Below are 23,129 nucleotides of genomic sequence, written 5' to 3' on the forward strand. Positions count from 1 at the left end.
CAACATGCCTGTAAGTCCCTGCCCGAGCGCATGCCCGACTTCAGTTGCTCAATACCCTGGGTACAGTAATGCCGCGCCTGGACTCGCGCTTCGTTTTGCACCACCTCCTGCTTATATGACAGGCACATCCGCCTGTTCGACCAACACCACCCTGGCTGGCTGTTGCAACAACCCTCGGGGCAACCGAAAACCTTTGAACGGTTGTTGAGTAATTGGGTTGAAAGCCTTTTCCGCGTTCAGCCGGTAGCGCATCACACCATCACCCGTCCTGAAGCTCAGGTCCACGCTGGTTGCCGTACGTCCATTGAGCGAACCGCGGCTCAGCAGGCGGAACATCGACCAAGGCCCTCGATACTCCAGGCTGCTGCTATTGCCGTTCTGCCTGAGCAGGGTCAGGTTGCTGCGCACGTGTTGCCCCAAGGTATTGGGCCAGACAATGCCGGTGATCTGGCTTGGGCCGTGGGTGTAGGAAATCAGCTGCCCATCCAGATCCAGCAGGCTGGTGCGTTGATTTGCACTGAGCCCCAATGGCTCGATGCTGAACTGCACGCTGAGGTTACCGCGCTGATCAAAGAACGTTTCGCGGATGCGATCAGCCAGTTTCAGCTGCTCGATCACATCAGTACGGATCAGGGAACGCCCCTGCAGACCAGCCTGCAAGGCCTCCAGATTGTCCTTGAGAAAGAGCTTCAGGTATTGATCCTGGAACTGCTGCAGTCGCCCATTCGGTCCAAAGAACGCTTCAAAGTCTTCCAGCGAAGCGTCGGGTGCCCTGACGACGAATGGGTAGCGCTCGGCCAGGCGCTGCTGGAAGAAGCTGTAGACTTCAGCATCCCACCGTCGCTCCAGCTCGCGCAGCGCTTCAACGTTCAGCACTTGCGCCGTTTGCTCTGCCACCTTTCTGACGTGATGATTGATTGGCTCCGGCAAGCCAGTGGCGACGCGTTGCAAGGTGCCGATGGGGTCGTGCCCGGTCATTGAAAAGCGCTGATGCACCGCGTGCAGCGCGGCCTTGCCTCGGTCTGGGCTACCCTGTACCGCCTTGGCATAGTCGTGGACGGCGGCTATGGCTGCGTGGGTTTCATCGTAGTAGCTCGGCTTTTCGCCTGCAGCGTGCAACATGGCGTTCAAGCCTGCAAACGCCCGCTGGATGGCCAGCGCCTGTTGTTGCTCGGGCTTGCCGTTGACCGAAACAAGCGAGGGGGCCTCATCCGCCACGCCAACATTCATTGGTGATAACAGCGAACTGTTGTCGCGAACCGTCTCCAGCAATCGGTGCAACGGCGCCGCTGGCCCGGCCAACTGTTCAAGGATCGTGATGCCATGATCCAGGTCTCGAAAATCCGCCACGGAGAATGCGTTCAAGGCGCGGCGCCAACTGGCGATGTAGTCGGCGCTGTACAGGTTGCGCAGGCGCTCGTTCAGCGCAGCCTGGTCGGCATCGGAGTAGTCCAGTTGAGCACGTTCCCCCAGTGCCCACTGGTCGATCATTGCCATTTCCGTAAAGCGCTGACTACGCGGTTCAAAATACTCCTTGAAGCCTTTGGCGGTGAGCATGGGCGCCAGCAAAACACCATTGTCGCCCTGGCTCGACCCGGAAGACAGCTGGTAAACGACATCGAACGCAGGCCCCACCTGATGACGCAGGTCCAGACCGGTATGCAACTGTTCCTGGGCCTGCTGCTTCAGGCCCGCATACACGCGTTGTGGCAACGGCACCTTACGCAATGTCTGCTGCACGTGGCTGACACGCTGGCGATACTGCGGCAGGTCGGTATCCGCGTAGGCCAGGGCATACTTCAGGTGCCGCATGAGGTCACGTTGCAGCTGCCCCTGGCCGGGGAAGGCCTGTTGCCACTGTCGCGCCATCCAGTCTTCGACCCATTCCGCTCGGCGGTTCCGGCGATCCTCGATCATCCGGTAAACCCGGAGCGCGGCCATTTGCTGCTCGCTGCCGGGGGGCGCCGCATCCATGGCATCGATCACGCCGCTGGCCAACGCAGGCAAGAAACGCCTGGACAACAAACTGAGGTACGCCTCATCAACGGTCGGCCCGATGGCACGGCCCTGGTACAGCCCCAGATCCGCAACACCCGGCCACGCAGCGCGGTAGTCGCCAAACACTGCTACCGCATCGCGGATCTGGTCCAGCGGCTCCAGCAAGTTGCGCCCGGTCGGGTCCAGACGCTGATCCACTTCGTGATGGCTGTACTCCCGGCTCTTGGCCAGCACGCTGGCGGCCTTGATGCCATTGATGTCGAAGTAACGATGCCAGCTGGCAATAGCGACACAGAAGGCCAGAACGCCTACAGAAGCACCCACCCACAGCAATTGGCGCTTGCGCCGTGCCACCCTGACGTTGTCGCCGGCAAGGCCGGCCTCCTTGTAGATGACCCGCCCAAAGGCCTGTTGAATGAAGTAGGCCAACGCCTTGCCCTGCGCCTTGCCCTCCAGCAAGGGGAGGCTGGTCTTGTAAGGCTGCGCCGCCTCACGGACAAAGGCGTTGCGCACGTCACCGTGCTGTACGACTGACGACCAATACACACCGCGCACCAGCGCCGGGGTGGTGAAACGGTCACTTGCCAAGGTCTCGCGCAGAAAACTCAACAGCATTGGACGCAACCCGAGCAACTGCCTATGCAGTGAGTAGAGACGTGAACGCAACGCAGGGCTACCCTGCACGTCCAGATGATCGATCACCTGCTCGAACAGCTGCTCCAGCAACCGATCGTAGTGTTCGCCATACTCGCCCAGCCAAGCGTCGAAGGTGTCGACAGCATCCAGCTTGAACGTGAATCCAAACAGGCTGTTGCGCTTGGCGGCCGAAAGCTTGCTGTAGAATTGGTCGAAGCCGTCCAGCAGATCGAATTTGCTCAACACGACATACAGCGGCAAGCGCGAGCCCAACTGGCTGCTCGCCTCGTAAAGACGTGTGCGCAGCAGGTGGGCAAGTGCCGTGCGTTGCTCGACGGTACCGTGCAGCAGCGCGGGCAGGTCGACAACCAGCACCAGGCCGTTTAGGGCTCTCTGGCTTCGATTGCGCTGCAGCCAATCCAACAGATGCTGCCACAGTTTGGCTTGGGTTCCAGACGGTACCGAAGACTCAACGTCAGTGGAGTCACTGCCCAGCGAATCTGCGGGGCCGTTCTGGCTGATAAAGGCACCGGGCGGGTCGATGATCACCGCGTCATTGCTGATCCACCACCCCACGGGGTAGGCGAGCGCCTGCGCTGGCCGTCCCCGTGCCTGCGCCTTGTCGATGCGGGTCAACGAGAAACTTTGATCGGTGCAGTCAATAAAGCTGCTCTTGCCGGCCTGCCTGGCGCCCAGCACGAGGTACCACGGCAATCGGTACAGCGCGCGACGCCCACCGGCATTGTCCAGGTAGCGTGCGAGCCCTTGGCTCAACGCCTTCTCTTGTGCATGAACGAACGGTTGCGCCGGATCCACCTCGGCAGCCATCGCCTGCTGACGTTCTGCTTGCAAGCGGCGAAAGCGCGTTCTCAAGACAACCAGCCAGCACAACAGCGCCACCAACACGAACACCAGGCTGGCCATACTACGATGCGCCACACTGGCCAACGGCTGCTGATCGCGCCACGTCCATTGCGGGCCGAGCCACCAGATGGCGACCAGCATCAGCACAGCGCCAAGCCCAAGTAGCAGCGGCATTGCCAGACCGATACGGGTCATCAGCGGCCAGCCCCAACGTTTGAGGTACTTCCAGAGTTGACTCATCGAGGCTCCTGCTCCTTGTTCCGATCGGCCAGCACGTGGGAGGACGCGTATTGTTGAAGCCGCTGGAATACCTCGGGCTCCCAGTCGCTGGCGGTGGTTTGCTGCATCGTGCGCGCTACCCCGGCGCACAGGTCCTGGGCTAACCAGGACACGCCTCGTGCGGCCAACAGGTCAGCTGCAATAACGGTGGTATGGCAGCGCTCGCGAGGGGCTCGAAAATCTGCCTGCATCCCCTGCAGCCTTAGCAACACCGGTTCTACGCCGCCGCTTTCCAGCTGGCTGACCAGTTCTTCGCGAAGGCTGGTGAACTCTTGGGAAGCTCCGGCTTGCTCGGATTGCCCGTCTGCCCCTTTGAGCCAGGCCAGGCATTGGTCGTCGACAAAAACCCGACCGTCGCTGAAGCACAGCTGCTGCAGCGCTGGCATGCGCAGCACGAAACGAGCGGTCGCCGCACGGATGGCCTCAGCCACTTCGCCCATCGCCAGCCGCGACGCGGCGGTTGCGGCAAGAAAGCTGCCGCGAATCCAGAAGGGCGAAGCCGACACACTTTTTTCAACCCGCTGGAGCAACGCCGCGTCGATTACGGTACCGGCTATGGCCTCCTCGTAGTCGCTGGCAATATCCCGCGGCACTGCCATCAACTCTGTACGGTTGCCCTGCCGGGTTTGCGGTGCGGCCTGAATGTGGGCCCACAGACCGAAGCGACGCAGTTGGTAGCCGGTCGGGTCGTAAGGGTCCTGCTGGTTGATCAGCTCGGCCATGCTCAGGATGGCTCGGCGCGTCTCGCGCTCGTTACCGATCGACATGCAGGGTTTCGGCGTGGCGATGACATCCACCAGCGGCGCAGGTTGGGGGCTCTCCACCGGGTTCTTGGGCGCATCGCACTCGCCAATACCGTTGGCAAGCGCCGTGTGTTTGCGCAACAGGCGCTCCAGCTCACCCAGAACAGCCGGGTCAAGCTGGGCGGCTTCCTGCTGACGTAGCAAACGGGCCAATGCACCCTTCGCCGCTGCGGCGTGAGCCGGGGTGTAAGTGAAACGATCAAGGCGCGGCAGCGCATCGATCAAGCGATTGAGCACCAGGCCAACGACCTTGCGCTTGGTCAGGAAGCCCTTCGGGCCAGGCGCTGGATGAGCGGTTTCCCAATAGCCTTCGATCATTCCGCCCAGCAACGCCAAGGTGAACCCCCAGCGCTCCCAACAACCACTGCGCAGCCACGCAACGCTCAAGTGCGCGACGATCCGCAGATGCTTGCACTGTCGCTCCAGGTACTGACCGGAGGCCTCCTCGATGTAGTCCCAGTCGATAGACGCTTCCTGCAGCCCACCCAGCTTGACCATCTCCTGGTCAATGGCCTGGTAGGTTTCGTCTTCCCCATCGAACAGCCCCGCCGGCACCTGGGCATCGATGGGTGCGAGCAACCGTGTGATTTCTTGCGCCTCGACATCAGCTACCAGCGACATGCCTTGCGAGCCTCGTCGATAAGCGGGTCCAGCCCCTGAGCGTCAAAAACGAGTCCATCAACGGCAGGGTTGTCGCTCTCTACGTGAATGCGATGGGCCCCGATCAATTGCTTGATCTGCTCGATACCCGGCAGGCCTCTGCCGGCGTCGAGCACTTGGCCGTTTTCCATCACTTGCCACGGTGTGGGTACAGTAGCGCCCCGCTCCCCTCTCAACCGCACCTGCACTCGGCTGGCATCGACGGGTTGGGCGGTGACCAGTTGCAACCTCGAGATGTTCTGCACGCAGCTGATGATCAGGTAGGGGTGCGGTGCAACTGAAGCAATCGCAGGTGCAGAGATCAGGAGCCCGCCTTCTTCAGACCTGAGGCGAAACATCAAGTCCTCGGGCGCCCGCCCCGTCTCATGGATCAATACGCGACGCAACGTGGGCGCTTCCAGTTCCTGCGCTGACCACTGTCGGTGCGGCGTGAATCCCGGCGTACCCGCCGCCTGATCGAAACACGCCAGGCGTTCGATATTGGACACGATCCGTGGGCAGTCCTGCGATGCACGGGTCAAGGCAGGCATTAACAAGAACAGGAATGAAAGTCCGACGCCACCTGCATAACGAATAATCATCTCACCTTAACTCTCCCACTCAATCGTACACATACCCGGGAATTAACCCAGCCATCCCAACAGCGGAAAAGAGGCTAGTACATAAACTCAATTCTATTCAAGAATTTATTTTGTTACATATTTGAACTCGACGCTCGACGATTATCCAGCGCATGGTTTTTACGCAACGAACAACTCAAATCTCAGAAATCATGTTTATTAAACGTTTAACGCGCAAGCTTACTTGTAGGAAGCGTCCTACATATAAAAACCACACTAAAAAGATATATAACCATGACTAAATCCTCCGGCTCCGTTGCACCCAAAGAACGCATCAACATCAAATATGTGCCCGCCACCGGTGACGAGCAGGCCGAGGTAGAGCTGCCGCACAAGATGATGGTGCTGGGTGACTTCGGCCTCGACGACAGCCGCTCCCTCGAAGACCGTCAGGTCATGCGCATCGATAAACACACCTTCAACAACGTGTTGAACGACGCCAATGTGAGCCTGGCCATGTCGGTGCCCTCCGCGCTTGGCGCTACTCCGGATGCAGAGCTGGCAGTCAACCTGCAATTCAAGTCCATCCAGGACTTCGGGCCAGACCGCATCGCACGCCAGGTGCCCGAGCTGAACAAGCTGCTGCAGCTGCGTGAAGCGCTGGTCGCCCTGAAAGGCCCGCTGGGCAACGTGCCCACCTTCCGCAAACAGTTGCAGCTTCTTCTGAACGACGCGCATGCCCGCAAGCAACTCGCGCAAGAACTGGACCTGGTACTTGAAGCGCCAAAAGCCGACTGAGACAACGGAGCGTCCCCATGCCAAAGCCAAGCACAACTGTCACTGTTGAAACACAGGCCGAAACACTGAGCAATGCCACCTTGCTCGACCAGATCATGGCAGAGACCAAGTTGGTTCCCACACAAGAGGGTTACCAAGTGGCCAGGCAGGGTGTATCCGCCTTCATTGCCGAAATTCTGAAAAGTCATGACCCAGATCAATTGATCAACAAACACCGCGTCGACCAGATGATTGCCGAGCTGGATCGGGTCCTCAGCAAGCAGATGGATGCCATTCTGCATGAACCCGCGTTCCAGCAACTTGAATCCGCGTGGCGAAGCCTCAAACTTCTGGTCGACCGTACGGACTTTCGCGAGAACATCAAGCTCGAAGTCTTGCACGTCAGCAAGGAAGACCTGCTCGATGACTTCGAGAACGCCGCCGACATTACCTGCAGTGGTATTTATAAACACGTCTATACCGCCGGCTACGGCCAGTTCGGTGGCGAGCCGGTCGCGGCAATGGTTGGCAACTACAACTTCGGCCCCTCTTCGCCTGATATCAAACTGTTGAGCTACATGGCGTCCGTCGGTGCCATGTCGCATGCGCCCTTCATTGCGGCACCCTCCCCGGAGTTCTTCAACCTGAGCAGCTTCGAAGCGCTACCCAATCTGAAAGAAATCAAAGACATCTTCGCCGGCCCACGGCATGCCAAGTGGCGCGCGTTCCGCGAGAGCGAAGATGCCCGCCACATCGCGCTGACCGGGCCGCGCTTCATGCTGCGCTCCGCCTACCATCACCAAGACCAGCCGATCAGCAGCTTCAATTACGATGAGAACATCAACGGCCGGCACGACAATTACCTGTGGGGCAGCTCAGCCTTCCTGTTGGCCAGCTGCATCAACGACAGCTTTGCCCGCTACCGCTGGTGCCCCAACATCATCGGCCCGCAATCGGGTGGTGCCGTCGAAGGCCTGCCGGTACATCTGTACGAATCGCTGGGCCAACTGCAGGCCAAGATTCCTACCGAGGTACTGATTTCCGACCGCAAGGAATTCGAGCTGGCCGAAGAGGGCTTTATCGCCCTGACCATGCGCAAGGACAGCGACAACGCCGCGTTCTTCTCAGCCAACTCGGTGCAAAAGCCGAAAAACTTCCCCAAGACACCCGAAGGCCTGCAGGCACAGACCAACTACAAGCTCGGCACCCAACTGCCCTACCTGTTCATCGTCAATCGCCTGGCCCACTACATCAAGGTGTTGCAGCGCGAGCAGATCGGCAGCTGGAAGGAGCGACGGGACCTTGAGTCCGAACTCAACAAATGGATCAAGCAATACGTCGCCGACCAGGAAAACCCTTCGGCCGATGTGCGCAGCCGTCGGCCGTTGCGTGCTGCCAGGGTCGAGGTCTCGGACGTGGCGGGTGATCCGGGCTGGTACCAGGTCTCGCTCGCCGTGCGCCCGCACTTCAAGTACATGGGCGCGAACTTCGAAATTTCCCTGGTAGGCCGGCTCGACACGCAATGAGTGGTTTCTTCGATCGCTTGATGGCGGACCCGTCCGCCATCCGGGAGCCGTCTCGCCAGGAAAGCGCTTCGCACAAGTTCGCGGCCATCAAGCGCCACCTCGAAACGTTGCTGAACGCTCGCCAAGGCTGCTCCCAGAGCAGCCCCGAGCTTGGCCTGCGCGACTTCAACGGGCATGACGTCAGCAGTGGCGACCTGCTGCAGCAAGTGAGCGCCGATATCCGCCGCACCCTCCAGCGCTTTGAACCGCGCATCCACGTGCGCGCGCTCAAAGCGGTACCGGATTGTCACGCCCCGTTGGAACTGCATTTCAGGCTCGACTGCCAGGTGCAGGTCAACAACCAGGCAGAGCAGTTGCAGCTGGAGCTGCTGGTAAACGGACACAACCGCTACACCCGAGTGAGGTGACCCATGTCACTGAAGGACAGATTCAGCGAAGAACTGCGTTACCTGCACGAGTTGGGAAACGACTTCGCCAAGGACAACCCTCAGCTTGCCCGGCTGCTAGGCAAGGCGGGCAGCGACCCTGATGTCGAGCGGTTGATGGAAGCCTTTGCATTCCTAACGGCCAAGCTTCGGCTGAAGCTGGAAGATGACCTGCCAGAACTCACCCACCCCATGCTGCAGATACTGTGGCCCAACTACCTGCGCCCGTTGCCCAGCGCCACGATCATCCAGTTCTCGCCACGCAAACAATCGCTCAGCCAGTCACAGCACATTCCCAAAGGTGCAAGGTTGTTCTCGAAACCCGTGGACGCCGTGCCCTGCGAGTTTCGTACCTGCACGGGAGTGAGCCTTCATCCGTTTGAAATCAGCGCCGTCAGCGCAACCCAGACACTCGACAGTTCTGTGGTTCGCATCGGCCTGCAAACCTTGGTCGAACGGCCCCTGAATACGTTGGGCTGCGCCCGTCTGGATTTCCACCTGAGCGGTGACAACCGCACCGCTCTGACGCTTTATCTATGGATTTCTCAATACCTCAAACACGTCAGCGTGATCATGGACGGCGAGGTGCGCCGGCTACCGGCCAACAGCATCGCGTTCCCGGGTTTCAGCCCTGAGGAGGCCTTGCTGCCCTACCCGCAAAACGTGTTCGATGGCTACCGGATCCTGCAGGAATACTTCGTGTTCCCGAAGCGCTTCCACTTCTTCAGCATTACCGGCCTGGAAAAGCTGTGGCCGGCGCAAGCCTGCCAGCAGGTGGGCATCGAGTTCCACTTCACGCGTCAACTGCCAGAACCCCTTCGCGTTGGCACAGAAGATTTCAGCCTGTTCTGCACCCCGGCTGTCAACCTGTTCAAGCACAGTGCCGAGCCCATCGACCTGGCCAGCGAGGCTGCCCAGGTCGAGCTCAAGCCCAGAAGCGAGGAGCAGTCCGCTTACGAAATCTTCAGTGTCGATGAAGTCATCAGCACCCGAACGACCACTGACGGAAGCACCGGCGAGCACCTGCGGACTTTTCGCCCTTTCGAGTCGTTCGCCCACGAAATCGAGCATGTCCAAGGCCGCACGGCGCTGTACTACCGCTACCAACTCGAAGAGTCCCTGCGCGGCGATGGCGTGACCCACCGCATCGCCTTCGTGCGCGCCGATGCCAACAGCTATATAGGCGAGCTTGAAACTGCATCCATCGACCTGACCTGCACCAACAGGGACTTGCCGCTGGCGCTGGGCGTGGATGACATCAACGTCCTCACCGAAGTCACGCCGCCCCTGGCGACCTATACCAACATCTGCGCCCCCACCCGCCCCTACCGGCCCGTGCTGGATGGCCAGTTGCAGTGGGCGTTGATCTCCAACATGTCGCTCAACTACCTGTCGCTGCTGTCGGTCGAGCCGCTCAAGGCGGTGATTCGCACCTACGACTTCGCGGCGTTGCACGACATCCAGCAAGCGCGCACCACCGGCAAACGCCTCGACGGTATCCGCGAACTCCACACGCAGCCCATGGACTGGCTGATCAAGGGGCAACCCATACGAGGCCTGCACACCCAACTGAAGCTGGACCAGGCGGCCTTCCTCTGCGAAGGCGACCTCTACCTGTTCGGCTGCGTGCTCGCGCACTTCTTCGCCCTGTACGCCAGCATCAATTCCTTCCATCAACTGGAAGTGATCAACACCACCAACAACGAGCACTACACATGGCCCATCCAGACCGGCAAGCAACCGCTGATCTAGCCGACAAGCTGCTCGCCAACGCGCACCAGTACAACTTCTTCCAGTTGCTGGAGCGGTTGCATGGCCTGCACGGGGACGACCTGGAACCGCGTTGGGCGGATGAGGCCACCCGGCTGCGCGTGCGGCTGGCCAGCGACCCGCGCCTGACCTTTCCCGTCTCTGATGTGTACAAGGCCGAGCGGATGCCCGGGGAGGATGAGCGCTATCGCGTGTGCACCACGTTCATGGGGCTGCACGGTACCGACTCGCCCTTGCCCACCTATTACCTGGAGCAAGTGGCTTATGAACATGCCCAGGGTGTAGGCGTGCGGCCTGCCTTCTTCGACTTCTTCAACCATTACCTGCTTAGCCTGCTGCACCGGATCTGGCGCAAGTACCGCTATTACATCCGTTTTCAACCCGGTGCGCAGGACGGGTTCTCCCAGTACATGTTCGCCCTGCTCGGGCTGAACGACAAACAGCTGCGCGGCGACACGACACTGCCCTGGAGCCGCCTGCTCAGCTTTGCCGGTGTTATCGCCAGCCGCAGCCGCGCACCGGGGACCGTCGCCGGCATCATCGCCCACTGCTTCGATCTGACGCACGTGCAGATCCGCGAATTCGAGACGCGCACGGTCACCACCAACAGCAAACAGCTTGTAAGCCTCGGGCGCAGCAACGGCGAGCTTGGCAGCACGTTCATGGTCGGCAGCCGCACCCGCACCCGCAGCAGCAAATTCACCATCCTCATCAGCGAACTCGACCAGGCGCAGCTGCATGACTTGCTGCCCAGCGGCATCAACTTCGGTCGCTTGCGCGCCTTGATTGATTTTCTGCTGCGCGATGGCCTGGCGTATGACCTGGAGCTGCGCCTGAAACAAAACGCACTGTCACCGTTCTGCCTGCACCGCAGCAAAGGCGCCTACCTGGGCTGGACCAGCTTCGTCGATGACCACGATGGCCAGATCAGTCCCGTTGTCCGCTTCCGGGGGCGGTCATGAGCCGCCTGGCCGTCTTGATTGCGCCTCTGCTGGTCGTGCTGGTCGGGCTGCCAGGTTGCACGTCCTTGAGCAGAGCCACCAAGGTGGTGCTGGATCACTCGTTACCGATCGGGCCGCCCAAGGACGACCCCACCCAAGTCGCGTTCAGCATCAACGTCAGCCCAACGCTCAACAGCAACCCGAACAGTGTCGACGTGGCGACCATCCCTGAGAGCATCCTGGAACCCAGCCCCTACGCAGTCACCTTGAGCGCCGGCGATCCGCACGCACTGACCGACAAAGTCGGGACCTTGCTCGCATACCTGCAAGCGCAATTCCCCGCGATGTCCCGCATGGAAACAGGCGAAGAGGACCAAAGCGAATGGGCTCGCTCCCCGATGGAAGAAAGCTCGCCCGGCAGCTATGACGACCCCACGGTGGTGCTCACACTGCCGGGCAGCAAGGCCGAAGCCAGCGGGCCTGTCGCCACACCGATTGCCATCAAGATCCTGCAACTGCGCGATGACTCGCTGCTGCGCAACAGCGTGTACCAACTGCTGGACGATGACCCCGCCAAGGCACTGCGCAGTACCTACATCCGCGATGACGATTACCTACTGAACCCAGGCCAGTTCAAGTTCATACCGTTTCAGCCCATCGAGCCCGAGACCCGCTTCGTCGCGGTGATCGGCGACTACAGAAACCAGGAGAACGCGACCTGGCAGCACGTGTTGCGGATTCCGCCACGCGGCCACCAGATCATTCTCTCAGTGCTGGTCAATGACGCGCAGATCCTGCTCAAGGAGGAGGAATGACAGCGCCTCTGCACCCTATCCCCCTTACTCACGCTGACACGGAGCGCTCATGAGTTCACGTAACCCCGTTCTGTGGCCCGAAGGCCTGTTCGTCAAACCGCAACATTTCCAACAAGCTGCGCGGGCCAGTGAAGCGGCCTTGCATCAACGCCTTGGCAGCCTCAACGCGGCCTTCTACGGCTTCAGCGAACTGCAGCTGAGCACCGAATACCTGAGCCTGGGCAAGGTCGCCATCACCAAGGCGCGCGGCATCATGCCCGATGGCACGGTGTTCGATATTCCCGCCGATCTGCCTCCGCCGCCACCCCTGGAAATCGAGGACGACGGTTCGAAAGACAGCGAGATTTTCCTGTGCTTGCCGCTGCGGACCGAGGGCGGCCGTGAAGTGAGCTGGCCCGACAATGCCGCCAACTTCCGCTACAACGCTCAGGCAGAGGAGATCAAGGATACCCACAGCGCCGACGGTGACCTGGTGCAGGTCGACCTGGCCGTGCCCAACCTGCAGCTCAAACGTAAAGCCGATGACAGCAGTGCCTACACCCGCCTGGCCGTGGCTCGTATCCTGGAACGGCGCCCCGACGGTAGCCTGCAGTTGGATGAAACGTTCTACCCCACCAGCGTTTCGGTGCGGGCAGTGCCGGCCCTTCAGCGTTTCCTTGAAGAAATCACCAACACCCTGCGCGAGCGTGCGCGCAATCTTGCCGCCCGCATTGGCGCTTCGGGCCAGTCGGGTATCGCCGACATCCGTGACTTCAACCTGCTGCAGGCCATGAACCGCTGGTGGCCGTGCTTCAACCACCTGGCCAGGCAAGGACAAACACACCCCGAGCAGTTGTACCTGTCCATGAGCCAGGCGTGTGGTGAATTCGTCACCTTCACCGACGAGAACCGGCTGCCGCAGGAATACCCGGCCTACCACCACACCGCACTGCGTACCTCGTTCAAGCCCCTGGAGGACACGCTCCGTCGAGCCCTGAGCACGGTCCTGCAACCCCGCGCCGTGTCACTGCCGCTGGAAACCCTGGACTTTGGCGTGATGACAACCACGCTGGAAGACCGGCGCCTGATCGACGAAGCCGATTTCATCGTCGCCGTGCGCGCCGACCTGCCGCCGCAGACGTTGCGCCAGATGTTCATACAGAAAGCCAAGGTCACCTCACTCGAATCCTTGAATGACCTGGTGCCGTTGCAACTGCCGGGCATCCCGCTGCTGCCCCTGCCGGTTGCACCACGCGACCTGCCCTTCCATGCGGGCTTCAGCTACTTCGAACTGGACCGCCGTGACCCCGCCTGGGCCTGCATGAAGACGGCCAACGGCTTCGGCTTCCACGTTGCAGGTGAGTTCCCAGGGCTTGAACTGCAGTTCTGGGCGATCAGGGGTGAATGATATGGAAAACAGTAACCCTACCCTCAACGACGCGAAGCACGTTGCGGATACGGATTTGCACTCGATGCTTGAGAAGTCGCTGCCCAACGACGCACCCGCACCCGCACCTGCAGCTTCCACTGCATCTGCACAGGAGCAGAAGCCGGAACCTGCATATCAGGGCTACCCCGCGGATCCGGAGTTTCAGCTCAGGGGTGGCTGCGCCAATCTCATGCTGGATGCCGCAGCGCCCTTGTTCGGGCTGGTCATGCGCCTGCGCACGCTTGATGAACTGCCCAACATCAAAGATGTGCATCAGCAAGTACGTATTCAGATCGACAGCATCCGGGAAGAAATACGCCAGCACGGCTATGAGCCCGCTCAGTTGCTGGCGTACTCCTACGGCCTGTGCCTGTACATCGATGAAGCGGTGATGGATCGGCCCTGGGGCAAAAGCAGTTGCTGGAGCCACGAGCCGCTGCTCAGCATCTTCCACGACGAGACCTGGGGCGGGGAAAAATTCTTCACCGTGCTTTCCCGCCTGATGCAGGAGCCCAAGCGCTATCAGGACGTGCTGGAGTTCATGTACTTCGCCCTGTGCCTGGGCTTGAAGGGCAAGTACGCCATCGCCCCCAAGGGCGAAGAGTCACTTAACGCCCTGATCCACCAGCTCCACGGGATCATCCGTGAGCTGCGCGGCCCTACGCCAGAAGAGGTCTGCGACCCCTACACCAACGTCGCCCCAAAGAACTTCCGCATGAGCCGGATATGGCCGTGGTGGAGCCCGTTGGTCATCTCCGCCATCGCCATGGCGGTGGCCTACGGGATCTACAGCTACCGCCTGCACCTGATCACAACCGAGGTGCTGGAGTCGCTGAACGGCATTTTGCAGCAATAGCCAACCGTGACACAGCACCACTGAGTTCAACGAATTCGCGAGGTTTTTGCCTCGCTGACAAGCCCATCGTTTCCGATGGCCACGCCACCTGTGGTGCGCGTGCTTTACCCACATGGACGCAGGAGTAACTGCCATGCCAACACCCGCTTACATCAAGATCGTAGGCCAGACCCAAGGCAACATCACCGCTGGCGCCTTCACCGCTGACTCCGTCGGCAACGTGTTCCAACAAGGCCATGAAGATCAGATTCTGGTTCAGGAAATCAAGCATGAGGTGACTACGCCCACTGACCCCCAGAGCGGTCAACCGAGTGGCCAGCGCGTGCATAAGCCTTTCATATTCACCAGTTCACTGAACAAAGCTACCCCCCTGATGTATCAGGCACTTGCCACCGGCGAAATGCTGCCAACGGTCGAGGTCAGCTGGTATCGCACCTCGTCGGAAGGTAAACAAGAGCACTTTTTCACCACCACGCTCGAAGACGCCACCATCGTCAGCATCAATACCGTGCTTCCCCACGCACTCGACAAAGACAATGAGAACTACACCCAACTGGTTGAAGTATCGCTGGCGTATCGAAAGATCACGTGGGCTCACGATGTAGCCAATACCGAAGGCTCTGACGACTGGCGCGCACCTGCCGCCTGACCTGTGCAAATGCCCCGGGCAGGCCATGCCCGCCCGGGCTTTGTGTTGATTCAGACGGCGGACAAGGATCTTTTATGCCTAGCCAATCTGATTTGCGCTACAGCTTTGAGGCACTCGTTGGCAAAGCTGAATTCGAGGTGGTGTCGTTCGAACTCCGCGAGGGCATCAGCGCACCCTTTGAACTGGAGCTGAAACTGATCAGCTTCGAAAACGACATCGACTTCGGCCATTTGCTCGACAAACCCGTGCTCTTCACCATCCTGGAGGGAGAACGCCCGGTACGGTACGTGCACGGCCTTGTCAGTAGCTTCAGCCAGGGCGAGAGCGGCTTCTACCGCACTTACTATCACGCCTTGGTCGAACCGCAACTGGCCCGCGCAAGGCTGCGTTCGAACTGGCGCATCTTCCAGCACAAGACCGTTCCGCAAATTCTCGAGCTGATGCTCAAGCGCCAGGGCATCGACCAGTACGAACTACGCGCCAGCATGGACCATCAGGTGCGCGAATTCTGCGTTCAGGCCGGTGAGACGGACTTGGCGTTCATCGCCCGCCTGGCGGCCGAAGAAGGCTTCGTCTACCGCTTCGCGCACAGTGAAAAGCTGCACAAGCTGATCATCACCGATCGGCTGCAGTCCCTCGGCCTGATCAGCCATGGCGCCGTCAAGGCCGACGATGAAGACGAGGGCTTATTCGATGACGATGAGCCTATAGACCCTGACAGCGTGCTGTACCAAGCCAACAGCGGTGGCGATCAAGCCATGCCCTGCCTTCGCCGCTTGCGCTACAGCGAGCAGGTGCGCACCGCTCGACAGGTTCAGCGCGACCACACCTTCACCAACCCGGCCTACCGCCAGGAGCACAGAGCCGCCGGGCCCTTCCTGGAGCACCAGAGCAAAGAGTACGAATACTTCGATTACCCCGGCCGCTATAAACGCGATGCCGTGGGCAAGCCCTTCACTGAAAACCGTATCACAGCGCTGCGCCATGATGTGCGTATTGCCGAGGTCCAGGGCGATGACGTGCGCCTGCAACCGGGGCTCAGTTTCACCCTGACCGGTCACCCACGTGACGACCTCAATGTGCATTGGCGGGTGAACACGGTTACCCATAAAGGCCACCAGTTCACCAGCCTGCAGGAAGAAGCCGCCGACGTCGATGTAAGCACGCGCTACGAGCAGACCGCAGTGCTGGTCCCCGGTCGGACCGAATGGCGCCCTGCGCCATTGAAAAAACCGCGAATCGACGGGCCGCACATGGCCACCGTCGTCGGCCCGCCTGGCGAGGAAATCTACTGCGATGAATGGGGCCGGGTAAAAGTCAGTTTCCCCTGGGACCGCGAAAGCCAGAACAACGAGTTCAGTTCGTGCTGGCTGCGGGTGTCTCAAGGCTGGGCGGGGGGCAGCTGGGGCTCGATGGCTATTCCCCGGATCGGCCAGGACGTGATCATCCATTACGTCAACGGCGACCCCGACCAGCCGATGATCACCGGGCGCACTTACTGCGGTGACCAACTGCCGCCTTACGACCTGCCCGACCACAAAACACGCATGACCATCAAGAGCCAGACCCACAAGGGGGAAGGTTTCAACGAGCTGCGTTTCGAGGATGAGCTGGGCAAGGAGGAAGTGTTCATCCATGCCCAGAGAGATCAGAACACTTTGGTCAATCACAACCAGTCCCTCTCTGTGGGCGTCGATCGCACCCAACAGATTGGCCAGGACGAATCGATCGCCATTGGCCGCAATCGTCTGCGCGTCGTCAAGGCCAACGACACCTTGAAAGTGGGGGGTGGCAAAAACGACCTCATCGCAGGCGACTACGAGGTCGAAGCGGGCAACACGCTACGCCTCAAGTGCGGCAAGACCCTTATCGAAATGCATGCCAATGGCACGCTGAACATCACCTGCGAGACCTTCAACTTCACCGCACAGCAGACCGGGCAGATCAACACCCTGGCGGCAAAGCTCGACCTCAACCCAACGGGTAGTTCGGCGGGCGCGGGCGCGAACGGGCGCGACAGTGACTCACTCAAGGCTGACGTGGATGGGCATTTCGACTAGCGCTCGCCCAGCCACCCTGCACTGAACTCAAAAAGGACTTACCCAAGATGACCCGATACCTGACGCACGATGTAATCCTCAATCTGGGTGATGAAGCCCACGAGGACTCGACGCTGAACATGCTGCGCTTTCCCGACAGGCAAACCACGTTGGTGATCGCTCGCAGCCCTGTTGCAAACACCAAGACCCTGGATGAGGCCTTGGACGACCAACTGAACCTATTACGGAAGAAGTCAAAGGCGCTGACCATTACGCCCGCGAAAGTGACCCGCCTTGGAAGCAATGAGCATCCGGTCGACAGTCGGGAAATGGCAATCCAGTTCATGGTCGGCGACAAGCCCCACTACCAGCTTCAGGCGGCCTGCCTGATACCGGGGCAGCAACGGATGCTGGTGCTCAACTACAGCAAGCCAGGGCCTTTGAGTGACGACGATATCAGCCACTGGCGCGCCCTCAAAGACGAGCTCCGATTTGCCTGAGCCTCTCCACGCACCAGGACAAGGACTTTCGGATTGCTAGGAGCTTACCGCCAATGGCGCAGACCGTTCACGCCGCCCGAATGGGCGACGCAATTCTTCATCCATCGCTTGCCGCTGAAATGATCAGCGCAGTTGCCGAAGCCGTTATCTATGCAGCGGCCACCGCGGCCGTCGCCGCAGCCATCAGCTTGGCCGTGGTTGGCACCGTAGCCACTGGCGGTGCGGCTGGAGTCGCCATCGCCGCAGTCGCGGGTGTGGCAGTCGGCGCAATGAGCACCCTTTCCGTCGGCGAAGACCAGACTGTCGGCGATGCCATCTCCAGCTTTTGCGACAGCCTTGGCAACAGCGTGGTCTCGCCCGATCCCTACGGAAAAATCGAGAGCGGGTCAACCAATGTGCTCATTAACAGTGAGCCCGCTGCGCGCGCGGCCGGCATCAGTGGCCCACCTGGAGGCGGCGCAGCCGATACTGAACAAGAGGAACCGTCCATCCTGGAGAACGTCGGCTCCATGGCCATGGCTGCGGTGCCTTATCTCGTCCCGTTCGTGGGGCTGGGGATGGCCATACGTGACATCTTCAACCCGCCCGTGACCACACCGGCCGACCCAGGCTCGGAGCCCGCTGAAGGAGACAAGATCAGCTGTTCGCGCCACCCGCCCCTGCCCGACACCTTCATTGCGCAAGGCTCGGACAAGGTATTCATCAATGGCCAACCCGCAGCGCGTTCAGGTGACAAGACCACCTGCGATGCCACGATTGATGTGAATGAAAACGTATCGCCCAATGTGCGCATTGGTGGCGGTACGGCGACGGTCCGGGACATTCGCAACGGCAAGAGCAAGATTGCGATGTTTACCGGGATTATTGCGGGGATGCTTATCTCCCGAAGGTTTGGCCGCATCAAAGGGTGCACATTAGGCAACCCGGTTGCCGTTGCCACCGGGAGCAAGCTGCAGGAGGGTCCGGAGGACATCGATTTCAATCTCCCAGGCTTGCTGGGCATCCAATGGGCACGGCGCTACGACAGCAGGGACATGCGCAGCGACGGTCTACTGGGGATGGGTTGGAGCGTCCCCTATGAAGTGGAGCTGGCCCGCGTCCCACATCCTCAAGGCGGTACGCTGTGGATCTACATCGACAACGACGGTAACCGACTGGAACTGGGCCGGCTCAGTGCCGGTGATGCCTTCGTCAGTGCCGTGGACGGCTTGGCCTTCTTCCAGCTGGAGGACGGCCAGACCGTTGTCGAAGATATCAATGAAGGGCTTTATCGGGTCTTCAATACCGACCCGTTGAATCCGAAACGCTCACGGCTGATCAGGCTCGGCGACCGCAATCTCAATTGCCTCGACCTGCTGTACGACGAACAAGGGCGCCTGAAAGCCCTCTATGACAAGTACGGCCAAACGGTCGTGCAGCTTCACTATGCCGCCAGGCATCCCCAGCGTGTCAGTGAGGTATCACGGGTGTTCCTGAAAAATGGTGGAACACCGACGGTAGAACGCAGCGAACTGCTGGTCAGCTATCGCTACACCGACAACGGGCAACTGCATGAGGTATTGGATGCGACGGGTCAACGAGTCCGCCGCTTCACTTACACCCCCGAGGGCTATCTCAATAGCCATCAACTGGCTAGCGGTGCTGTCCGCGAATACGAATGGGCGCGCTTCGCCATTCCTGAAAAGCGCCCTGCCCCCAAGCGCCTAGACGGTACGCCCTACCGCTTGCCTCCACTGCTGGAGCCCCAACCCGATCACGAGTGGCGGGTGATTCGCCACTGGGGCAGCGATGGTGAAGAGTACCGGTTCGAGTACAACCTGGAAGTCGGTGAAACCCTCGTCACGGACAACCTCGGCCGCCGTGATCACTACTACTGGGGGCCACTGTACGAGGTCTATAAGCACATCGACCCTCAGGGCAACTGCTGGCTGGCGGAAGTTATCGCCGGACAGCTGATCAAGCGCATCGACCCGCAAGGGGGTGAATGGCGCTACAGCTACGACGACATCGGCCGCCTGATCGAAACCCGCGATCCCCTCGGCCGCCGCGAACACATCAAATATTTGCGACATTGGGCACTGCCCGTCCAGGTCACCGATACAGCCGGACGGACTCGGCAATACGGCTACGACAGCCACGGCAATCTGCTCTGGCAGCAGGACCCGCTGGGGCGCGAGACACAGTACCAATACGACCCGGAAGGCCGTGTTATCCAGGTCACCGATGCCCTCGAAAAGAGCAAATACCTGAGCTGGAACACGTGCGGTCAGTTGCTCAGCTACCGCGACTGCAGCAATGCCCAGACGCTGTATCACTACGACGCCCATGGCCGCTTGCGCGAAAGCATCAATGCCCGGGGTGAACACACCCACTTCCGCTACGACGCACGTGGTTATCTGGTCGAAAGCGAACGCCCGGACGGTCGCATTGACCGCTATGAGGTCGATGTTGCCGGTCAGCTGACGCGCTACGTCGACCCTGCCCAGAAAACCCTGCAATTTCGCTACGACCCCAGCGGCCGGCTGGTCGAACGCACGGACGCCATGGGCTACAGCGTGAAATTCCGCTACGACGCCTATGGTCGGCTACTGCAACTTACCAACGAGAATGACGAGTCATACCGCTTCGGCTGGGACGAACTGGACCGGCTGGTGGCACAAAAAGACCTGGATGGCAGTGGCCGCCTCTATGCCTACAACGTGCTGGATGAGGTCATTCGTCTTACCCATGTGCCCTCGCCTGACGAGCAGCCGCCCCTGTCCGACAACGCCCCACCGACACGGACGACTGCCATCCGCCATGACTTCGAGCGGGACGCCATCGGCCGGCTTCTCAGCAAGCGCACTGAAGATGGCACTACCGACTACTGCTACGACGCGGCCGACAATCTGCTGTCCATCACCTTCACAGACAACCAAGGCAAGAAGCAGCAACTCGACTACACCTACGACGCCAACGGGCAACTGCTAAGCGAAACCAACAGCGCTGGCTTGCTGCAGTACCGCTACGACGAACTGGGCAACCTGCAGACGCTAGTCCTGCCCGACCAGCGCGAACTCAACCACCTGTACTACGGCAGCGGGCACCTGCACCAGATCAACCTGAACGGCCGGGTGATCAGCGATTTCGAGCGTGATGCGGTGCACGACGAGGTCCTGCGCACCCAAGGCAAACTGGTCACCTGCACGCGCTACGACACCAGCGGTCGCCTGGCCGGCAAGGCTATTCACTACCGCGATGCCCCTGCTGAAGTGCTGCCACTGCTGGACAAGGCCTATCGCTACGATGCCAGCGACAACCTGGTTGCCGAGGTACTGACCCAAACCCAGCGCCGAGGGATGACCAACGCGGCCAATGACGAAAACGCGCATCTCGAACAGATCATCGGTCGCTTCCTTGACCGACCCCACACGGGCAAGACCTATTCGGGACACAACCGCTACGGCTACGACCTCAACGAGCAACTGCAGACCGTTCACCAGTCACGCCCCAACTGGCAGGCCACGCAGGTCGAGGATTTCAAGTACGACAAGGCCGGTAACCTGTTCGACGGCCCCAAGCTCAATGGCCTGATCAAGCACAACCGGGTGTTGGTGTATCAGGACAAGCGCTATCGCTACGACCGCTTTGGGCGGCTGTGCGAGAAGCGGATCGGTAGCAATTGGGTGCAGTATTTCGAGTATGACGCCGAGCAGCGGCTGGTTTGCGTGGAGCAGTACCGCAGTGGCGAGCGTGAGCGGGTGGTGTTTGCCTATGACCCGCTGGGGAGGCGGATCAGCAAGGAGGTTTATCAGAGGGAGTATCCAGAGCCGCGTCGGCGGGTGTTGTTTCACTGGCAAGGGTTGCGCTTGCTTCAAGAAGTGCAGAGTGGGTTGGCTAGCTTGTATGTGTATGCCACTCCGGACAGCTATGAGCCGCTAGCACGCATTGACGGAAAATTGGGTAGTGAAACGACACATTACTTTCACACCAACCTGGCCGGTCTACCAGAGCAGCTAACTGACTCTAGTGGCCTGACTATCTGGCAGAGCAATTATAAAGGTTGGGGAAAAGCACCTGCAGAGTGGCTCAGCCCGAAGCAGGCGCGAGAGCAGAATTTGCGGTTTCAGGGTCAGTACCTTGACCGGGAAACGGGGCTGCATTACAACTTGTTCAGATTCTATGATTCACATGTAGGAAGGTTTACGCAACCAGATCCAATAAGCTTAAACGGCGGAATCAATCTATATCAATACGGGCCTAATACAATTGGCTGGATAGATCCATTAGGTTTAATACACGAATTTGGAATTGCAGGATACGGAAACCCTTTACACGCAAGGGATGGATTGACCGCTCATGAGCTACTACAAAATGCCTGGTTAAAAAATCACCAATTCATAACAAACAGAAAGTCAGGTATTGCAAATACAAATCCAGCAATAGCATTACAAGAAAACGCAATGCACAAAAACATATCTAAGCTACAAGCAAAGTACAGCCTACACAACCCGGAGACCTTGAAAAAACAGAGCGCAATACAAAACATAAATAGAAACACTGCAATAACACGCAGAGGCATATACGAGGATCTAGTAAAAAACAGAGGCTGGGACCCTCAAAACGCTAAAATATTTGCCACCGAAAAAGCAATGGAACTCAGACAAAAATCAATAAAATTCACCAGCAAACATGGATTAACAAAATGCCCATAAACAACCTAATCGCCAAAATTAATAAAAATTCACTCAACAAAAAAACTGGCAGGATCGGAGGAAACATTCCGACCATCCTCACAGGCATGGAGCAAAGTTTCGAAAACTATAATTTCTACGCATCATTCCAAAATCCTGACAACAAAAATAATTATATATCAGTTTTAATCCCGAAAGATTACTCAAACATGATTGACAAAAATATATATCCCGACTGCTCAATAAAAGTATTCTCCCACGACTTTTCAGAAGAAAGCGAAAACGAAAACCATACGATAAAGCACCTTAACAAATCATACATTACAGACTATTGCGAAGTAGCCTCGGATGAGTTTAACTTTATAACTCGAGCGGAGACCCCCTTGCTAATACAAGACGAACCATTCTACTATAACGACCTGAGAAGAGATAATTACAGCTTTTTCATACAAATTGATGAAGACTATTATCCAGACAACTTAATTAGCGGAAACTACATATTCGGATATGGCTCACTTTACTTGTATAGAAATAACGATACCGGAATCATAATCGCAGGGTTTTGGCAGTTCTCATAGCCACATGAACTACGTAAGTTCGCGAGTCGCTAGAAATATTCCCAAAGAAACGTATGCGACTCATGAACCCCACCTACTACAAAATGGAGCAGTACCAGGTTACAACTTCCGAACCTATTTCGTCGCTACCCCGCGTAAAAAATCGTAAGGCACCACGACTCGCCAGCCCATCTCGGGGCATGTATAAAATGCCCCAAACGAACGACCGCCATCCGCCATGACTTCGAGCGGGACGCAATCGGCCGGCTTGTCAGCAAGTGCACTGAAGATGGCACTACCGCCTACTGCTACGACGCTGCCGACAATCTGCTGTCCAACTAAAAAATCACGCAGCCATCAAGGCGATGTATCGCGAGTGGCTAAGAGAAAAAA

16 protein-coding genes are annotated in these 23,129 nt (G+C 59.0%); 13 read left to right on the plus strand and 3 right to left on the minus strand.

All coding sequences use genetic code 11. From position 1 onward, the window contains the following. Positions 1-111: 111 nt before the first annotated feature. The 3 genes from tssM to vasI are packed head-to-tail and all read right to left on the minus strand — an operon-like array spanning position 112 to position 5,821. Positions 112-3,738: a type VI secretion system membrane subunit TssM gene (tssM, locus tag N5D53_RS04625; RefSeq protein ID WP_190869562.1), complete on the minus strand. Its 3,627-nt coding sequence runs from the start codon at positions 3,736-3,738 to the stop codon at positions 112-114. Beyond that, a complete protein-coding gene (gene tssA / locus N5D53_RS04630; protein WP_266023686.1) occupies positions 3,735-5,201 on the minus strand; it encodes a type VI secretion system protein TssA in 1,467 nt (488 codons plus the stop codon). The genes tssM and tssA overlap by 4 nt, the downstream gene beginning before the upstream one ends. Then, positions 5,189-5,821: a type VI secretion system-associated protein VasI gene (gene vasI, locus N5D53_RS04635; protein WP_266023688.1), complete on the minus strand. Its 633-nt coding sequence runs from the start codon at positions 5,819-5,821 to the stop codon at positions 5,189-5,191. Before vasI ends, tssA begins: the two co-directional genes overlap by 13 nt. 273 nt (positions 5,822-6,094) lie before the next feature. On the opposite strand from vasI, the gene tssB reads away from it, so the two are divergent. From tssB to N5D53_RS04700, 13 genes are all read left to right on the plus strand, one after another. Next, the gene (gene tssB / locus N5D53_RS04640; RefSeq protein WP_190869563.1) at positions 6,095-6,598 is read left to right on the plus strand and encodes a type VI secretion system contractile sheath small subunit; all 504 of its coding nucleotides are present in this window, start codon (positions 6,095-6,097) and stop codon (positions 6,596-6,598) included. Positions 6,599-6,615: 17 nt separating this feature from the next. After that, positions 6,616-8,103, plus strand: coding sequence for a type VI secretion system contractile sheath large subunit (tssC, locus tag N5D53_RS04645; RefSeq protein ID WP_104886372.1), 1,488 nt, complete (start codon positions 6,616-6,618; stop codon positions 8,101-8,103). Beyond that, entirely contained in the window at positions 8,100-8,510 is a 411-nt protein-coding gene (gene tssE, locus N5D53_RS04650; RefSeq protein WP_121783149.1) for a type VI secretion system baseplate subunit TssE, read from the plus strand. Before tssC ends, tssE begins: the two co-directional genes overlap by 4 nt. 3 nt (positions 8,511-8,513) lie before the next feature. Beyond that, on the plus strand, positions 8,514-10,280 hold the full coding sequence (gene tssF / locus N5D53_RS04655) for a type VI secretion system baseplate subunit TssF (protein WP_190869564.1): 1,767 nt from the start codon (positions 8,514-8,516) through the stop codon (positions 10,278-10,280). Continuing rightward, the gene (gene tssG / locus N5D53_RS04660; RefSeq protein WP_190869565.1) at positions 10,244-11,260 is read left to right on the plus strand and encodes a type VI secretion system baseplate subunit TssG; all 1,017 of its coding nucleotides are present in this window, start codon (positions 10,244-10,246) and stop codon (positions 11,258-11,260) included. Before tssF ends, tssG begins: the two co-directional genes overlap by 37 nt. Then, on the plus strand, positions 11,257-12,054 hold the full coding sequence (gene tssJ / locus N5D53_RS04665) for a type VI secretion system lipoprotein TssJ (RefSeq protein ID WP_190869566.1): 798 nt from the start codon (positions 11,257-11,259) through the stop codon (positions 12,052-12,054). The genes tssG and tssJ overlap by 4 nt, the downstream gene beginning before the upstream one ends. A 49-nt stretch (positions 12,055-12,103) precedes the next feature. Further along, on the plus strand, positions 12,104-13,441 hold the full coding sequence (gene tssK, locus N5D53_RS04670; RefSeq protein WP_190869567.1) for a type VI secretion system baseplate subunit TssK: 1,338 nt from the start codon (positions 12,104-12,106) through the stop codon (positions 13,439-13,441). Position 13,442: 1 nt separating this feature from the next. Next, on the plus strand, positions 13,443-14,318 hold the full coding sequence (icmH, locus tag N5D53_RS04675) for a type IVB secretion system protein IcmH/DotU (RefSeq protein ID WP_104886379.1): 876 nt from the start codon (positions 13,443-13,445) through the stop codon (positions 14,316-14,318). Positions 14,319-14,451: 133 nt separating this feature from the next. Then, entirely contained in the window at positions 14,452-14,967 is a 516-nt protein-coding gene (locus tag N5D53_RS04680) for an Hcp family type VI secretion system effector (protein ID WP_010954872.1), read from the plus strand. 74 nt (positions 14,968-15,041) lie between these two features. Further along, complete coding sequence (gene tssI, locus N5D53_RS04685; RefSeq protein ID WP_279840104.1) at positions 15,042-17,027, plus strand: type VI secretion system tip protein TssI/VgrG; 1,986 nt, start codon at positions 15,042-15,044, stop codon at positions 17,025-17,027. A gap of 47 nt (positions 17,028-17,074) precedes the next feature. Continuing rightward, on the plus strand, positions 17,075-17,506 hold the full coding sequence (locus tag N5D53_RS04690; protein WP_129934019.1) for a DcrB-related protein: 432 nt from the start codon (positions 17,075-17,077) through the stop codon (positions 17,504-17,506). A 53-nt stretch (positions 17,507-17,559) separates the two neighbouring features. Further along, positions 17,560-22,200 carry an RHS repeat-associated core domain-containing protein gene (locus N5D53_RS04695; RefSeq protein WP_223843550.1) on the plus strand — a complete coding sequence of 1,547 codons (4,641 nt, stop codon included), beginning with the start codon at positions 17,560-17,562 and terminating at the stop codon, positions 22,198-22,200. Next, entirely contained in the window at positions 22,191-22,757 is a 567-nt protein-coding gene (locus tag N5D53_RS04700) for a hypothetical protein (RefSeq protein ID WP_049588243.1), read from the plus strand. The genes N5D53_RS04695 and N5D53_RS04700 overlap by 10 nt, the downstream gene beginning before the upstream one ends. Positions 22,758-23,129: the final 372 nt, after the last annotated feature.

Source organism: Pseudomonas sp. GD03862 (genome assembly GCF_029840855.1).
Classification (GTDB): Bacteria; Pseudomonadota; Gammaproteobacteria; order Pseudomonadales; family Pseudomonadaceae; genus Aquipseudomonas; species Aquipseudomonas alloputida.

Excerpts from the sequence above, each read along its gene's own strand:
- N5D53_RS04700 (WP_049588243.1), top strand. The coding sequence starts at position 22,191 with ATGCCCATAAACAACCTAATCGCCAAAATTAATAAAAATTCACTCAAC.
- icmH (WP_104886379.1), top strand. The coding sequence starts at position 13,443 with ATGGAAAACAGTAACCCTACCCTCAACGACGCGAAGCACGTTGCGGAT.
- tssC (WP_104886372.1), top strand. The coding sequence starts at position 6,616 with ATGCCAAAGCCAAGCACAACTGTCACTGTTGAAACACAGGCCGAAACA.
- vasI (WP_266023688.1), bottom strand. The coding sequence starts at position 5,821 with ATGATTATTCGTTATGCAGGTGGCGTCGGACTTTCATTCCTGTTCTTG.
- tssI (WP_279840104.1), top strand. The coding sequence starts at position 15,042 with ATGCCTAGCCAATCTGATTTGCGCTACAGCTTTGAGGCACTCGTTGGC.
- tssJ (WP_190869566.1), top strand. The coding sequence starts at position 11,257 with ATGAGCCGCCTGGCCGTCTTGATTGCGCCTCTGCTGGTCGTGCTGGTC.
- tssE (WP_121783149.1), top strand. The coding sequence starts at position 8,100 with ATGAGTGGTTTCTTCGATCGCTTGATGGCGGACCCGTCCGCCATCCGG.
- tssA (WP_266023686.1), bottom strand. The coding sequence starts at position 5,201 with ATGTCGCTGGTAGCTGATGTCGAGGCGCAAGAAATCACACGGTTGCTC.
- N5D53_RS04690 (WP_129934019.1), top strand. The coding sequence starts at position 17,075 with ATGACCCGATACCTGACGCACGATGTAATCCTCAATCTGGGTGATGAA.
- N5D53_RS04695 (WP_223843550.1), top strand. The coding sequence starts at position 17,560 with ATGGCGCAGACCGTTCACGCCGCCCGAATGGGCGACGCAATTCTTCAT.
- tssM (WP_190869562.1), bottom strand. The coding sequence starts at position 3,738 with ATGAGTCAACTCTGGAAGTACCTCAAACGTTGGGGCTGGCCGCTGATG.
- tssK (WP_190869567.1), top strand. The coding sequence starts at position 12,104 with ATGAGTTCACGTAACCCCGTTCTGTGGCCCGAAGGCCTGTTCGTCAAA.
- N5D53_RS04680 (WP_010954872.1), top strand. The coding sequence starts at position 14,452 with ATGCCAACACCCGCTTACATCAAGATCGTAGGCCAGACCCAAGGCAAC.
- tssF (WP_190869564.1), top strand. The coding sequence starts at position 8,514 with ATGTCACTGAAGGACAGATTCAGCGAAGAACTGCGTTACCTGCACGAG.
- tssB (WP_190869563.1), top strand. The coding sequence starts at position 6,095 with ATGACTAAATCCTCCGGCTCCGTTGCACCCAAAGAACGCATCAACATC.
- tssG (WP_190869565.1), top strand. The coding sequence starts at position 10,244 with ATGGCCCATCCAGACCGGCAAGCAACCGCTGATCTAGCCGACAAGCTG.